The organism is Rugosimonospora acidiphila, assembly GCF_039543385.1.
GTDB lineage: Bacteria > Actinomycetota > Actinomycetes > Mycobacteriales > Micromonosporaceae > Rugosimonospora > Rugosimonospora acidiphila.
In genome coordinates this window covers 1-15,280 of record NZ_BAABJQ010000047.1, presented here as the reverse complement: position 1 = coordinate 15,280, position 15,280 = coordinate 1, and the positions used below count along the sequence as shown (strand labels likewise).

The 15,280-nt window shown below is 71.2% G+C and carries 13 protein-coding genes; 6 read left to right on the top strand and 7 right to left on the bottom strand.

Annotation, left to right across the window (positions count from 1 at the left end):
• Positions 1-135: 135 nt before the first annotated feature.
• From ABEA87_RS39865 to ABEA87_RS39850, 4 genes are all read right to left on the bottom strand, one after another.
• Positions 136-306, bottom strand: coding sequence for a DUF6596 domain-containing protein (locus ABEA87_RS39865; protein WP_345638803.1), 171 nt, complete (start codon positions 304-306; stop codon positions 136-138).
• Positions 307-588: 282 nt separating this feature from the next.
• Positions 589-1,146, bottom strand: coding sequence for an SRPBCC family protein (locus ABEA87_RS39860; protein WP_345638801.1), 558 nt, complete (start codon positions 1,144-1,146; stop codon positions 589-591).
• A gap of 146 nt (positions 1,147-1,292) precedes the next feature.
• Positions 1,293-2,852: a hypothetical protein gene (locus ABEA87_RS39855; protein WP_345638800.1), complete on the bottom strand. Its 1,560-nt coding sequence runs from the start codon at positions 2,850-2,852 to the stop codon at positions 1,293-1,295.
• A 35-nt stretch (positions 2,853-2,887) separates the two neighbouring features.
• Positions 2,888-3,796 carry a helix-turn-helix domain-containing protein gene (locus ABEA87_RS39850; protein WP_345638798.1) on the bottom strand — a complete coding sequence of 303 codons (909 nt, stop codon included), beginning with the start codon at positions 3,794-3,796 and terminating at the stop codon, positions 2,888-2,890.
• Positions 3,797-4,149: 353 nt separating this feature from the next.
• On the opposite strand from ABEA87_RS39850, the gene ABEA87_RS39845 reads away from it, so the two are divergent.
• The 4 genes from ABEA87_RS39845 (at position 4,150) to ABEA87_RS39830 (ending at position 9,865) form a co-directional block, all read left to right on the top strand.
• Entirely contained in the window at positions 4,150-4,812 is a 663-nt protein-coding gene (locus tag ABEA87_RS39845) for a hypothetical protein (RefSeq protein WP_345638796.1), read from the top strand.
• Positions 4,813-5,011: 199 nt separating this feature from the next.
• Positions 5,012-7,480 carry a glycoside hydrolase family 9 protein gene (locus tag ABEA87_RS39840; protein ID WP_345638794.1) on the top strand — a complete coding sequence of 823 codons (2,469 nt, stop codon included), beginning with the start codon at positions 5,012-5,014 and terminating at the stop codon, positions 7,478-7,480.
• Between the two features lie 344 nt (positions 7,481-7,824).
• The gene (locus tag ABEA87_RS39835; protein ID WP_345638793.1) at positions 7,825-8,424 is read left to right on the top strand and encodes a MarR family winged helix-turn-helix transcriptional regulator; all 600 of its coding nucleotides are present in this window, start codon (positions 7,825-7,827) and stop codon (positions 8,422-8,424) included.
• On the top strand, positions 8,414-9,865 hold the full coding sequence (locus tag ABEA87_RS39830) for a carotenoid oxygenase family protein (RefSeq protein WP_345638791.1): 1,452 nt from the start codon (positions 8,414-8,416) through the stop codon (positions 9,863-9,865). Before ABEA87_RS39835 ends, ABEA87_RS39830 begins: the two co-directional genes overlap by 11 nt.
• Positions 9,866-10,002: 137 nt before the next feature.
• Here ABEA87_RS39830 and ABEA87_RS39825 read toward each other — a convergent pair whose 3' ends face one another.
• Positions 10,003-10,449, bottom strand: coding sequence for a cold-shock protein (locus tag ABEA87_RS39825; protein WP_345638789.1), 447 nt, complete (start codon positions 10,447-10,449; stop codon positions 10,003-10,005).
• Between the two features lie 189 nt (positions 10,450-10,638).
• Positions 10,639-11,826, bottom strand: coding sequence for a permease (locus tag ABEA87_RS39820; protein ID WP_345638788.1), 1,188 nt, complete (start codon positions 11,824-11,826; stop codon positions 10,639-10,641).
• A 171-nt stretch (positions 11,827-11,997) separates the two neighbouring features.
• On the opposite strand from ABEA87_RS39820, the gene ABEA87_RS39815 reads away from it, so the two are divergent.
• Both ABEA87_RS39815 and ABEA87_RS39810 read left to right on the top strand, forming a co-directional pair.
• On the top strand, positions 11,998-13,374 hold the full coding sequence (locus ABEA87_RS39815; protein ID WP_345638786.1) for an MBOAT family O-acyltransferase: 1,377 nt from the start codon (positions 11,998-12,000) through the stop codon (positions 13,372-13,374).
• Positions 13,375-13,407: 33 nt separating this feature from the next.
• Positions 13,408-14,931, top strand: a complete 1,524-nt coding sequence (locus tag ABEA87_RS39810) for a DUF459 domain-containing protein (RefSeq protein WP_345638785.1) — start codon at positions 13,408-13,410, stop codon at positions 14,929-14,931.
• A gap of 38 nt (positions 14,932-14,969) precedes the next feature.
• On the opposite strand, the gene ABEA87_RS39805 is transcribed toward ABEA87_RS39810, so the two are convergent.
• A partial coding sequence (locus ABEA87_RS39805; RefSeq protein WP_345638783.1) for a LamG domain-containing protein occupies positions 14,970-15,280 on the bottom strand: 311 nt, incomplete at its 5' end.

Below are 15,280 nucleotides of genomic sequence, written 5' to 3'. Positions count from 1 at the left end.
TAAGCTATTGCAACTCTTTTGCGATAGCGAGTTCTTCGCGAGTGCGGGACGCGTCACTGCGAAGATCATTCTCCGTGACGATGTGAACTGGAGAGACTACGGAGAATCACGGCTCCAGCTCGGCCAACCTCCGGATCAGGTAGTCGCGCTCCGGCCCGGTGCGCGCTCGTCGATCTGGGCCCGGTGCCAGCGGGCGCGGTCCTGATCGGCCAGGGCCACCAGCCGACCGGCGCCGTCGACCCGGGCCGGGCGCCGGGCGTCGTGCAGCAGCACCTCGACGGCCCGGTGGTGGCCGACGGTGACCAACCACGCCCCCGGCTTGCGCGACAGCCCGTCGACCGGCTACCGGGCCGCGGCCTGGGCGAACGCCTCCTGGGCGCACTCCTCCGCCACGGCCCGTCGCCGAGCAGCACCTCGCCGCCGCGCACCCGGACGGTCGTCGCGTCCCGCGGCGGGCGCAGTTGGTCGCCGTCGAGCCGGATGCCGGCCGCGTCCAGCTCCTCGACCCACGGCATCGGCGTGTCGAGATCCGGATCTTCGGTCACCTGGTCCGCGTAGTCCGCATCGACGCAGGCGAAGGGCATGACTTCACTTGGCATCTCCCACCGGAGTGGTGGAGCCGGCCGGTGCGCGGTCCATCATGCCGCTCAGCGTCGTCGTCATGTTGGCGTGCAGCGTCGCCAGTCGCTCCCGTACCACCGCCTCGGCCTCTCCCGGCCGCTCCACGACCAACCTGCGCAGCCCGGTCATGCCGGCGCCGTGGGTGAACCGGTGCACCAGCTCGGTGGTACCGGGCCGGGAACCCGGCCGCAGCTCGTAGCGCCAGGCCGAGCCGGGCCGCGCGACCTCCCGGTCGCCGTCGAGAACCACCCATTCGAACACCGACGGCTCCCGCGCCTCGGTCACGACGCACTCGACGGTCGCGACGAACCCGTCGGGGAACTCGTTGCGCCCCTCGAACCGGGCGCCCGCCACGGGTGCGCCGTCCGTGCCGTCCAGCCAGGCGGCGTGGACGCACTCGGGGCTGAACCGCCCGACCCGCCCCACCTCGGTGACCCGCGCCCAGACCTCCTCGATCGGCAGGTCGACCTCCATCCGTACCTCGGTGGTCGCGCCCGTCACCTGGTCCTGCGTGCTCGTCCGCACGTGCTCCTCCTCGCGTCAGCGCCCCGATGTTCGGGGCTCTCAACACCACGACGATCGGCGAACGCCCGGATGGACAGCGTCGGGAAAAATCGACCGGGCCGCCGTTCCGGCATCGGATCGGCGGCCCGGCGAGGGATGCGTGGGCGTCAGGCCGTGGTCGGCGGCACGACCTGATACACGTTCGCGTCGGGGGTACGGCAGACCACCGGGCCCGAGGTCAGCGACGGGTCGGCGAAGCCATACCCGGGCTGGTAGATGAAGTAGTCGAGCCCCCGGGCAGCGCCGTCCTCGTCGGTGCCGGTGACCTGGCCGCTGAGCACGAGCACGACCTCACCCTTCCAGTCCGGCTTGTGCTCGCGCACGATGTAGTCGAGCCGGACCCAGGCCTCGTGCCGGTTCGTCCCGGTGACCGCGCCGTCCGGCAGCCGCAGCACGCAGTCGCGCAGGCCGGTGACGGTCGCCAACCGGTCGTACCCTTCCACGGCGGTGTCGTGGAGGAAGAACCCGGCCATCAGCACCGGAACCACCAGAGCGGCGGTCATCCACCGTGGATTGGTGGTGCCGATCCCGGTGACCGCGAAGACCACCCCGAGGGTCAGCAGGTAGACGTAGGGGCCGGCGTAGTAGCCGCCGACATTCCAGGCGAGCAGGTTCGCCAGGTAGCCGGCGCCGCCCAGCAGCAGCACCACGGCCGTCGGGTCCTTGTCCCCCGCGATGCTGATGTCGATGCGCGGCCGCAGCAGCACCAGCCCGGCGACCACCACCAGCAGCGGCGCCGCGAACATGCCGACACTGAGGTCGAGGTTTACCCGCACGTTGTGCGGGCTGAAGTCCAGCTTGCTGGTGTAGCTGCCGCTGCGGGCCAGCAGCGTCGCGGCGGCCAGGGTGCCCAGCGACACCAGGCTGGTGACGATGCCCAGCCTCCGGGTCTCCCGCTTGCGGCACAGCACCAGCCCGTACGCCAGCAACAGCCAGGCGAACGGCGCCTTGAACCAGGCCGCGGCCAGCCACGCCAGCACCCGCGGCCAGTGCCGGCGGGTGGCCAGGAAGCCCAGGCCGATGAAGCACAGACCAGAGGTCTCCTGCAGGGACGGGTACCAGATGCCGACGAACAGTTCGCCGCCGGCGACCACCACCGCGGTCGTCCAGATCAGCATCCCCACCCGAGGCCCGCCGTGGAACCGCCTGGCGATCGGCACGAGCGGGCCGATGATTGCGCAGAGCACCATGGCGATCCGCACCGCGTGGGCCGCCCCGACCGGCAGCAGGTAGAAGGTGCCGGTGAAGACCCAGAAGGTCGGGCGGAACAAGCCCCAGGCCCGGTCGCCCTGGAAGTCGTGATAGATCATGTCCAGCGCACCGAGGAACCAGCCGTGCTGGTGCTGGTACCCGTGCAGGAAGGTGAGCATGCCGCCGTCGTCGATGAACGACCACTCCCACGGCAGGAACGAGGTCGCCGCCACCGCCACGGCCAACACGGCGGCCACCAGCCAGGGCCACAGCCGGCGTCGCGGCCGGGTGGCCACCGGCGCGGCCGAACCCGGGGTCCGCTCGGTGGGTGCGGTCTCCGACCCGCTCGGGGAGCCTTCTCCCTGGTCGGACGGCGCGATCGGGTCGTCGGCCGTGGCCGGCCCGCTCAGCTCGGTCGATCCGGCCCCCGCCGCGGCGTCCCGGGGCGAGGAGGATGTGCGCGTCTGAGGAAGCACGCGGTGCAGGCTACCCGACGGTTCATCTTTCCCACCTACTGGACCTTCCGGTCACTCGCGGACGCGTCGAGGTCCCGCAGGATGCCGGTGAGCACCTCGATCGTGCGGTCGGGCGGCTCGGCCTCGACGCACAGGGTCTCCATCGCCGCGGCGTAATGATCCACATCGTCGCGCTTGTCCAGATAGAGGGCACTGGTCAACTGCTCGATGTAGACGACGTCGGGAAGGTCTTCCTCGGGGAAGCGCAGGATGCTGAACACCCCGCCCGCCGCGGCGTGCCCGCCGGCCTCGAACGTGATGACCTGCAGGCGCACGTTGGGCAGCCCGGTGGCCTCGATCAGGGCCTCGATCTGGGCACGCATCACCTCACGGCCGCCGATCGGCCGGCGCAGCGCCGCCTCGTCGACCACCGCCCACAGGTGGGGTGGGCTCGGCCGGGTCAGCACCCGCTGGCGGGCCAGTCGCAGGCTGACCCGGCGCTCGATGTCCTCGGCCGACGCGTGCCCGTGCCCGAGCCTGACCACCGCGCGGGCGTAGTCGCGGGTCTGCAACAGCCCCGGCACGAACTGGACCTCATAGGTGCGGATCAGCGAGGCGGACGACTCCAGGCCCAGGTAGGACTGGAACCAGTTGGGCAGCACGTCGCCGTACCGGTGCCACCAACCCTGGGTGTTGGCCTCGCGGGCCCGGGCCAGCAGCCGCTCGCGCTCATCCTCGTCTTCCAGGCCGTAGAGGGTGAGCAGGTCGGCGACGTCGCGCTCCTTGAAGCTGACGCGGCCCAACTCCATGCGGCTGATCTTCGACTCCGAGGACCGGATCCGCCAACCGGCGTCCTCACGGCTGACGCCCTGCGCCTCCCGCAGCCGACGCAGATGCGCACCGAGCAGCATGCGCATCACGGTTGGGCCGGTGGTCGGTCCCCCGCCCTGGCCAGCCGTGGCCATCCGCCGACCTCCGATCCCCGCCGGTGCTTCCGGGACGCTCTCACACCACCGCTGACACACACCGCCTTGCGGCGAGTGCGCAGCGCCCGCTGCCCCCGCGGACGATCTACACGACCGGGCAAGCATGCCACCCGGTCTCGGCCCTCCGGATCAGCCGCACATCCGATTCCGCGCGGTAACTCGGTGGGTTCGGTCACACGTCCCTGGGGGATGGTAGGCGTTCGCGCGTCCGCGCGCGGCCCCGGATGCGCGACGCCTGGAGGGCGATTGCCGCAAGGCGGGTTTCTACTGACCGGTAACGGGTATCGGGGCGGGATTCAGTGCCGCCAGTACCCGAAGGGACGTGAGCACCGATGGCCGAGCGGAGCACCGAGCTGGTACGCGGGCTGCTGAACGGGTACGGCACCACGTTCGCCGAGGAGGCCGGTATCCGGCTGGCCGACAAGCCCGGTCCGCTGTACCAACTGCTGGTGCTCACCACGCTGCTCAGTGCCCGCATCTCGGCCGGCGTGGCGGTGGCCGCGGCCCGGGCGCTGTTCGCCGCCGGATACCGCACTCCACAGGCGATGGCGCGGGCGAGTTGGCAGCAGCGGGTCGACGCGCTCGGGCGCGGGCACTACCGCCGCTACGACGAGCGCACCGCGCGCATGCTCGGCGACGAGGCACAGCTGTGCCTGGAGCGCTGGCGCGGCGACCTGCGCCGGATGCGCGCCGAGGCGGACGGCGAGGTGCGGCCGATGCGCTCGATGCTCATCGAGTTCTCGGGCATCGGGCCCACCGGCGCCGACATCTTCCTGCGCGAGGTGCAGGGCGTGTGGCCGGAGTTCCGACCGTACCTCGATCGGAAAGTGACCGCCGGCGCCGCCAAGGTCGGACTGCCGGCCGCGCCGGACGCGCTGGCGCGCTCGGTACGCGCCGCCGAGGTGCCGCGGCTGGCCTCGGCGCTGGTGCGGGTCGCGCTCGACCGCACCGCCCACCCCGACGAGCTGCGCCGCGCGGCCCGCTCGCGCCGGTAGCCACCGGCGGCCCTTGGCCAAACTTCGGACGAGGACTACAGTCCACAATCGACGTCGATGGAAGCGCTCCCAAACCGGGGCCGGGTGGGCGCGGCCGATGAGCCCGACGCCACTCACTCCTGCCGTCACCCACTCCTGCCATCGCTCACTCCTGCCATCGCTCACTCCTGCCACCACGTCCACCCCCAGGAGCGTTCCCATGTCCCTGCGCCCACCCCGCAAGTCACTGCGCACCGCGCTGGTCATCGTTCTCGCCGTGCTCACCGGCGGCGTCGTCGCCTCGGTGGCCCGGCTCGCCGCCGCGGCGCCGGTCGCGACCGGCGAGTTCAACTACGCCGAGGCCCTCCAGGATTCGATGCTGTTCTACGAGTCGCAGCGCTCCGGCAAGCTGCCCGCCGACAACCGGGTGAGCTGGCGCGGCGACTCCGACCTGACCGACGGAGCCGACCACGGGCTGGACCTCACCGGCGGGTACCACGACGCCGGCGATGAGGTGAAGTTCGGGTTCCCCGAGGCGTACTCGATGACCGCCCTGGCCTGGGGCGGCCTGGCCGACCCGGGCGGGTACACGCAGTCCGGCCAGACCCAGTACCTGCTGCGGGACCTGCGCTGGGGCGACGACTACATCATCAAGGCGCACCCGTCCGCGCACGTGTTCTACGGCCAGGTCGGCGACGGCGGGTCGGACCACGCGTTCTGGGGCCCGCCGGAGGTGAACCCGTCGCCGCGGCCCTCGTACGCGGTCACCGAGTCCTGCCCCGGTTCGGACCTGACCGGAGAGGCGGCCGCCGCGCTGGCCTCCTCGTACCTGCTGTTCAAGGGCAGCGACCCGAGTTACGCGGCGACCCTGCTGTCCCAGGCCAAGTCCCTGTACGAGTTCGCCGACGACTACCGGGGCAAGTATGACGCCTGCATCACCGCCGCACAGGGCTACTACAACTCCTGGTCGGGTTACTGGGACGAGCTGACCTGGGCGGCCGTGTGGCTGTACAAGGCGACCGGCGACAGCAGCTACCTGACCAAGGCGGAGTCGTACTACGGCAACATGAACAAAATGTCCCAGACCACCACGCCCGAGTACAACTGGACGATCAACTGGGACGACAAGTCGTTCGGCGTGTACGTGCTGATGGCCGAGCTGACCGGGCAGCAACAGTACATCGACGACGCCGAGCGCAACCTCGACTGGTTCACCAGCTCGGTCAATGGCTCGCACGTCAACTACACGCCCGGCGGCGAGGCCGTGGTGGATGTCTGGGGCACCTCCCGGTACGCGGCCAACGAGGCGTTCCTGGCGCTGGAGTTCGGCAACTGGCTCAAGTCCCAGGGCCGGGATGCCACGAAGGCGCAGGCGTACCACGACTTCGGCGTGCGCCAGGTCAACTACCTGCTCGGCGACAACCCCAACCACGAGAGTTACGAGGCCGGCTTCACCAACGGCGGGAAGAGCACGGCGTGGCCGAAGAACATCCACAGCCGGGGCGCGCACGGCTCGTGGACGAACAATATCAATGACCCGGCCAACGAACGGCACACGCCCATCGGCGAACTGGTCGGCGGCCCCAACTCGGCGGGCAGCGACGCGTTCACCGACGATCGCAACAACTACCAGCAGACCGAGGGGGCGCTGGACTACAACGCCCTGTTCTCCGGCGCACTGTCGGAGCTGACCCAGGAGTACGGGGGCACGACGCTGTCCAACTTCCCGCCGAAGGAGACCCCGGACGGGCCGGAGTTGCTGGTGCAGGCCGCCCCCAACGCCACCGGCAGCAACTTCGTCGAGATCAAGGCGCTGGTGGAGAACAAGTCGGCCTGGCCGGCCCGGAAGCTGACCAGCGGCACGTTCCGCTACTACTTCACCCTCGACCCCGGGTACTCGGCGAGCCAGTTGCAGTTCAGCTCGCCGTACAACCAGTGCAAGCCGCCGACCGGGGTGACCCAGCTGACGGGCAGCACCTACTACGTGACCATCGACTGCACCGGCACCTCGATCCAGCCGTCCGGCCAGTCCGACTTCAAGCGCGAAGTGCAGTTCCGCCTCACGTTCCCGGGTCCGCACGACTACACAAAGGACTATTCATTCCAGGGTCTGCCCAATACGCCGGGTGCCACCCCGGTCAACGACCCGAACATCACGCTCTACGACGGCACGAACCTGGTGTGGGGCACCGCGCCCGGCGGCTCCGGGACCGGCCCGTCGCCGTCTGCCTCGCCCAGCCCGAGCCGCAGCCCGTCGCCCAGCCCGTCGCCGAGCCACGGCTCCTCGCCCAGCCCCAGCCCAAGCCCCAGCCCGAGTCGCAGTCCGTCGCCCAGCCCGACCTCGCCCAGCCCGAGTCCGACCGGCGCGGCCGCGGCGTGCCGGGTCACCTACTCGACCAACGACTGGGGCGGCGGGTTCACCGGCACCGTCACCATCGCGAACTCGGGCGGCTCGACCATCAACGGCTGGACCCTGAGGTTCACGTTCGCCGGTAACCAGACCATCAGCCAGGGCTGGTCGGCGACCTGGGCCCAGACCGGCGCGGTGGTCACCGCGACGAGCCTGTCGTACAACGGCACGCTCGCGCCGGGCGCGTCCACCTCCATCGGGTTCAACGCCAGCTACAGCGGTACCAACGCCAGGCCGACCGCGTTCACGGTCAACGGCACCACCTGCGCCACCGGATAGGACGCAGCGGTGGCCGGCCCCCGGGCGGCCACCGGCGGTGGGGACGGCGGGCGCCGACCCCCGGGCGCCCACCGGAGGTGGGGACGGCGGGCGCCGACCCCCGGGCGGCCACCGGCGGTGGGGACGGCGGGCGCCGACCCCCGGGCGCCCACCGGAGGTGGGGACGGCGGGCGCCGGCCCCCGGGCCCCCACCGGAGGTGGGGACGGCGGGCGCCGGCCCGTCCCCACCTCCCACCGCCACCGCGACACCCGAGAATGGCGCCCCGGCACTTGTCACGACGTCGCTGACGTGGGTGAATGAGCACCGGGGGGATCAATTCCTTCGGGGGGAGCGACACCGGATCATGCTTCCGGATCAAGATGACGAGCGCCTTGCCACGGGTCTGGTACGGCTGGCCGCCGCGATGGCCGACGCCACGGACGGACACGCCACCGACACCCCCAGCATGCTCGTCGACCAGCAGATCGTCCTGATGCTCGCGCAGCGCGGCGAACCGCGAGCGGTCACGGAGTTGGCCTCGGCGGTCGGCATGAAGGTGTCCGATCTCGTCGAGGCGGTGAGCCGGCTGCGCGTCGACGGGCTGGTGCGCCTCGACCCGGCCCCCTCCTACGATCCCGGCCACGTTCACGTGTCGCTGACCGATCGGGGTCGCGAGCTCCCATCGCCCCTGGTCAACTGGGCCGCACACCTGCTCGCGCGGCTGGACGGCCTGCCGTCCGACGAACAGAGCCGGCTGCTGTCGGCGGTGTGCCGGCAGATCGCCCAGTTGCAGCGCCGGGACGCCATCTCCACCGCCCGCATGTGCCTGACCTGCCGTTACTTCCAGCCGTACGCGCACGCCGGTCAGCCCGAGCCGCACCACTGCGGGCTGGTCGACGCGCCGTTCGGGCACACTCACATCCGGGTGCACTGCCCCGAGCAGCGGCGGCCCGATGACGAGTGAGGCCGGGGCGGAAGCCGAGCCGGCGCAGACCGACCACCGACTCGGGTTCCTGTCGCTCGAGCGGGAGCTGCCGGCCGTCGACCTGCCCGTCGAGGGCAGCTTTCCGGCCTGGCTGTCGGGCAGCCTGATCCGGGTCGGGCCGGCGAAGTTCGAGGTCGGCACCCACCGGTACCGGCACTGGTTCGACGGCCTGGCGATGCTGCACCGGTTCAGCTTCTCCGCCGGAACCGTGTCGTACCGCAACCGCTTCGTGGACAGCCCCGCCTACCGGGCGGCCCGCGACACCGGACGCATCGCCTACTCGGAGTTCGCGACCGACCCGTGCCGCTCGATGTTCCGCCGGTTCGTCACGGTCTTCCGTACCCCGGTCAACGGCCGCAACACCAACGTCAACGTCGACAGGTTCGGCGACGAGTTCCTGGCCATGTCGGAGACGCCGCTGCCGGTCATGTTCGATCCTCAGACGCTCTCCACGCTGGGCGTCGGGGAGCCCGCACCGGGCCAGCTCACCGTCGCTCATCCGCACCGGCTGCCGGGCTCCACCGAGCTGATCAGCTACGCGACGCACCTCAGCGCGGCCACCCACTACCAGCTGTACGGTCGGGCCGTCGGCGACACCCACCAGCGGATGATCGCCACCCTGCCGGCTCCCCGACCGTCGTACATGCACAGTTTCGCGGTCGCGGACCACTTTGCCGTGCTGGTGGAGTTCCCGCTCGTGACCGTGCCGATGACGATTCCGCTGTCCGGCCGGCCATTCATCGAGAACTACCGCTGGCGACCCGAGCGGGGCACCCGGTTCCTGGTCGTCGACCTGGAGACCGGCCGGTTCGAGGGGGGGTACCGGACCGAGCCGTTCTTCGCCTTTCACCACATCAACGCTTTCGCCCGCGACGGCGACCTCGTCATCGACGTGTGCGCCTACGACAACGCCGACATCGTGCGGGCGTTGTACCTCGACCGGCTGCGCGCCGAGGACGCTCGGGTGCCCGAGGCGACCCCGCGCCGGTATGTGCTGCCGGCCGGCGGGGGCGAGGTGCGCACCGAGCGGCTCGGCGAGCTGACCATGGAGCTGCCCCGCATCGACTACGACCGGCGCAACGGCCGGCCGTACCGGTTCGTGTACGGGGTGGGGAGCCGTGAGCCGGGCGACTTCCCGAATCAGCTCGTGAAGACCGACGTCGAACGGCGCGAATCGGCGGCATGGTCGCGGCCCGGCACGTACCCGGGCGAACCAGTCTTCGTCCGGACCCCCGGCGACGAGCGGGAGGACGGCGGGGTGCTGCTGTCGATAGTGCTCGACCCGAGCGCCGGAACGTCGTTCCTGCTGGTGCTCGACGCCGCCGAGCTGACCGAGGTGGCGAGGGCCTGGGTGCCGCACCGGATCCCGTTCGGCTTGCACGGGCAGCACTTCCCCGCGGTGAGCGCCCCGAACGACTGACAGGCACTCGAGCAATTGACGGGCGCCCCGGACGATTCACGAGCGCCCCGGACGACCGACGACGAGACGGTTGACCGGCGGCACGACCGGTGCGGGCGACCCCGACCAGGGGATCGCCCGCACCGGCCCAATCCGAATTAGTCGACCCAGCCGTTCTGCTTGGCGAACTTGAGCAGTCGGGCGCGCAGTTCGAGGATCTGCGCCCCGGTCAGCTGGGGACCGCCGTCGAGGAGGACGTCGGTGACCCGCGACGTGAACTCCGCCTCGGAGAAGATTTCGCAGAGCTCGTCATCCGGACTCTGCCGCTCGCTCGGCGCGGACGCCTGCTCCCGGGGGGCGACGACCGTCGCCGCGGCCGGCGCGCCCACGGGCACCGGCGGTGCATCCAACACCTCGACGTCGTACGCCTTGAGACCACGACCGCCGTCGATCACATTGAACTGGACCCGGGCGCCGGTGGAGACCCGCACACCCCGATCGGTGAGCTCGTTGGCGTGCACGAACACGTCATCGCCGCCGTCGTCCGGCGCGATGAAACCGTAGCCCCGACCCTCATCGAACCGCACGACCTTACCAGTAGCCATTGTTGTCATACTCCCTCACCACAACCTCAACCGACCGCTACCGCCGCGTTGACCGGCCGACGGTGGCCGGTCGGGGCACCGGCGGTGACCCGGAACGCAACGGCATGCTGGACTTATGATAATGGGCCACCGGCCGAGGACCACCCCTACCACGCGCCCCTACCACCCCGGAAAAGCACGGTCTCGGGCTCACGCGTGGTGGTGGGCATGGCCGGCGCCGCCGCCACGCTCGTGCCCCGCGTCCGGCGCGCCACCCATCATGCGCAGCATGCCGACGCCCCCGGTACGCAGAAACCGCACCACCAGCACCCCGGCCAGGGCGAGGAAGACGATGTTCAGGACCGTGGTGTAGTTCCAGGTGATCGCCGCCTCCGCCACCCTCGCGTGGCGCTGGGACGGCACCAGGCCGGCGCCGTCGAACAGCAGTTCCACGAGGTACCCGGCCACCACCGAGGCGGCGTAGAAGGTACCGGTCAGGTACAGCGCTGTGCGCCAGCCGTAGTACCTGCGGTAGATGTTGATGATCGGCAAAATGATCAAGTCGGCGAAGATGAAGGCCACCACGCCGCCGAAGCTGATCCCGCCGTTCCACAGCACGGCCGCCAGCGGCACGTTACCGATGGAGCACACGAAGCTGGCCACGGCCACCACCGGCCCGACCAGCGGCCCCCAGACCTTGGACAGCAGGGGATGGCCGGTGAGGAAGAAGCCGCGCCAGAACGCGTCCGGCACCCAGGCCGCGATCGCGCCGGCGATCAGCAGACCGCCGGCCAGGTCCCGCCAGATCGCCGCCCACTCCATCACGAACACGTGGGACACCGACGTCAGCCCTTCGCGCGACAGCAGCCGCCGGCGGAAGGTGCCTCCACCGTGGACGGACATGTCCATGGCGGCATGCCCCTCCATCGAGCCGGACAGGCCCCGGTCCGCCTGCTCGCGCGCCTGGCGCAGCAGGCGGGCCCGCAGGGTGAGCCGGAACAGCAGGGCGAGCACGACGATCATGATGGGTCCGCCGATGAACTCCGCCACCGTGAACTGCCAACCCACCAACAGCGCGAGGATGACACCGAGTTCGATGACCAGGTTCGTGGAGGCGACCTCGAACGCCATCGCCGCGGTGAAGTCGGCGCCCTTGCGGAACAGCGACCTGGCCAGCGCGACCGCCGCGTAGGAGCAGGACGAGGAGCCCGCGCCCAGCCCCGCGGCGACGGCCAGGGTACGGGGACGGCCGTCGCCGAGCAGCCGGACGACGGTCGAGCGGCGGACCACGGCCTGCACGATCGCGGAGAGGCCGAAGCCCACGATGAGCGCCCAGAGGATCTCCCAGGCCATCGAGCCGGCGATGGCCAGCGCGTGGATGATCGCGTCCAGCACCACCGTACGAAGGTACCCCCCAGAGGTATATGGCCGCGCCGCGCCGGACCGGACGGGCCGGGTCGACACGGGCCGGGTCGACACGGCCGAGGTCGGCACGGCCATCCCGAGGATTTTTCGCCTTTTGCCGCCGAAGCGCGCCGGGCAAAGGCCGCAAATCATAGTGTAAGGTTCATGCTCTTTCCGACCGTGGAGTTCGCGGCGTTCTTCGCCGCCGTACTCATGGTCAACTGGTGGCTGATGCCGAGGCCCCGGCTCTGGAAGCCGTTCATCCTCCTCGCCTCGTACGTCTGCTACGGCTGGGCCAGCCCGCGACTGGTGCTGGTACTCGTCGGGGTCACCCTGTGGAACCAGGCCTTCGGCTGGGCGGTCTTCCACACCCGGAACCGGGCGCTGTTGATCACCGGTATCGCGGGCGACCTCGCCCTGCTCGGGTACGCCAAGTACGCCGGCTTCTTCGCCCACGAGATCGACACGGCGCTGGGCCGGATAGGGCTCGGCGCGCCGCTGCCGGTCATCGTGCTCGCGGCCACGGTCGGCGTGTCGTTCTACACCTTCCAGGGCATCAGCTACCTGGTCGACCTGTGGCGCGGCGACCTGCCCCGGCCCGCGCCGACCCTGGACTTCCTGGTCTACCAGGCATTCTTCCCGCACCTGTTCGCCGGGCCGATCGTGCGCGCCCGCGAGCTCATCCCCCAGTTCGCCACGCCCCGCGACCCGGCCCAGGTGCCGTACACCCGGGCCGGAACGCTGATCCTCGCCGGGCTGGCGAAGAAGCTGGTCATCGCCGACACCCTGGGCAAGCTGGTCGTCGACCCGGTGTTCGCGGCACCCGGACAGCACGCGGCGTACGAGGTGCTGTTCGCCATCTACGCGTACGCGGCCCAGATCTACGCGGACTTCTCCGGCTACACCGACCTCGCCATCGGCCTGGCGCTGCTGCTCGGCTTCCAGTTCCCGGTCAACTTCGACCGCCCGTACGCGGCGGCGAGCCTGCGCGAGTTCTGGCGGCGCTGGCACATCTCGCTGTCCAGCTGGCTGCGCGACTACGTGTACATCCCGCTGGGCGGCGGGCGGGGCCGCCCGCGGCGCAACCTGTTCCTCACCATGCTGCTGGGCGGCCTGTGGCACGGCGCCAACTGGACCTTCGTGGCCTGGGGCGGGCTGCACGGCGCCGCCCTGGCTCTCGAACGGCGCACCGGGCCGTCGCGCTGGCCGTGGCTGGGCCGGCTCATCACGTTCCACTTCGTCGCGCTGTGCTGGGTGTTCTTCCGGGCGCCCGGATTCGGGGACGCGTTCGCGGTGCTCGACCGGCTGTTCGTGTGGAAGGGGCACGGTACCGGCCTGATCGCTCCCCTGCTCGTGGTGCTGGTCCTGGCCGGTACGGCCATCCAGCTCGTACCGGGCGGGCTGCTGGCGCGGCCGGCGCGACGCCTGCTGGGCACCATGTCGCCGGCCACCCAGGGGGTGAGCCTCGCATTGGGCTTCGTCGCGCTCATGGCCGTCGTGCCGAACCTGGGCGTGCCGGCCTTCATCTACTACCAGTTCTAGAAGCCCACGGGGACCAGGGAAGGCGGGCAGGGCATGAAGCGTCCGATGGTCAGCGTGGTGGTCGCCGCGCTCGCCGCGGCGACGCTGCTGGACAGCGAGGGCGCGCTGGCCGCGGCGCAGCAGGTGCGCTACTCGGCGGTGCGCACCCCGATGGTCGACGTGCTGCGCCCGGTCGACGCGGCGGCGCGGTTCCTCGGGTTCGACGAGCCGCACGACCTGCTGGCGCGGGCGTTGGGCAATGCGCCGGTGGTCAGCGGCGACGGGGACCCGGACGGGCTGGCGGCCAAGGCGAAGGCGCTGGCGAGGCAGGGTACGGCCCGGCCGAGCGCCCCGGCCTCGTCGCCACCGGCGACCGCGTCGACCATCCCGTTCATGGTGGACGGGCTGCCGGTGCCGGACGCGCTGCCGACCTCGGGGCCCGGCCACCCGCTGCGGGTACTGGTCACCGGCGACTCGACGGCGGGAGAGCCCGGGTACGCGCTGACCCGCCTGCTCTCCTCGGCTGACCGCGACGACCTCGACGTGCGCGACGAACCCTATGCCGGCACCGGGCTGGTCCGGCCCGACGCCTTCGACTGGTCGCTGAAGGCGGCGTCGCAGGCCGCCACCTTCCACCCGGACGTCGCGGTGGTGTTCCTCGGCGAGAACGACGGGTTCCCGCTGAACGGCGCCAGCCCCGACAGTGCCGCGTGGGCACGGCTGTACGCCGACCGGATCCAGGCGGTCATCGACGCCTACCAGGCCGGCGGCGTCAAGCTGGTGATCTGGGCCGCCCCACCGATCGACGCGCAGACCAACCCCGCCGAGGGCAGCAACGTCAACGCCATCTTCCGCAACGTCGCGTCGGCCGTACGCGACACGGTCGCCCGGATACCCGCGACGGCAATGGTCGACCAGTACGACCTGTTCTCGGTCGGCGGCCGGTTCTCCCACTCGGTACCCGACCCGACGACCGGCGCGGTGGTGCCGGACGCCCGGCTGGCGGACGGTTCGCACCTCACCCCGGCCGGCGGGACGATAGTGGCCCGGCTGCTGCTGCGCTACCTCGACCGCGAGCGGGACCGGCGCGACCAGCAGGCGGAGGCGGCGCAGCGGCAGGGCGGCCAGCGCCCGCGCGGCTCCGCGCCGTCGGCCACCGCGACACCCACCCCGACCCCGGCACCGGCGGCGAACGGGGACACCGCGCCGGGAGACCAGTCGCGGCTGACCGCCGGGGCGCCCTCGACCGTCGACGGCCAGCGACCGGGGCGATCCACGCATCCACTGAGCCTGGCCCTGGTCGGCGCGATCCTGGCCGCCATCTACGGCCGGAACTTCGGCGCCGGCAGGCTGCTGCGCCGGCTCCTGGCGTCGCAGCCGAGCCGACCGCCCAACGGGCGGGTGGACGGCCGGCCGTACGTCGGCGCCCGATCGCGCAACACCCGGTCCGGCGGGCGGTTCCTCCTCTCCGACGACCCCGGCACGACCGTGACGACGGCCGACCGGGCGGGCGGTGTGCCCACCGGGCCGGCCGGGGACGCCGAACCACCGGAGCGGTCCGGGCCGCCCGACGGGTGAATCGTCGGGCGGCCCGGTCGGTCAGGCGGTGGCCGTGCTCAGGCCTTGGCTGCAGGAAGGATCTTGTCGAACGGCAGCCGCACCACCAGACCCTTCTTGAGGGCCGAGTTCTTGGTCTGCAGCTGGGTCAGCTCCGACGTGCTCAGCGCGCGGTTGTAGACGCGCACCTCATCCAGCGAACCATCGAAGTGGAACGCGCCATCCAACCGCTGGCCCACCTGAATCTGGAACGACACGGTCCGGCTGACCGACCCGGCCTCGGCGGGACCGGCCGCGACCTGGGCGCCGTCCACCCACATCAGCAACTGGTCACCCGAACGCTCCAACGCCACGAAATGCCAGGCATTGT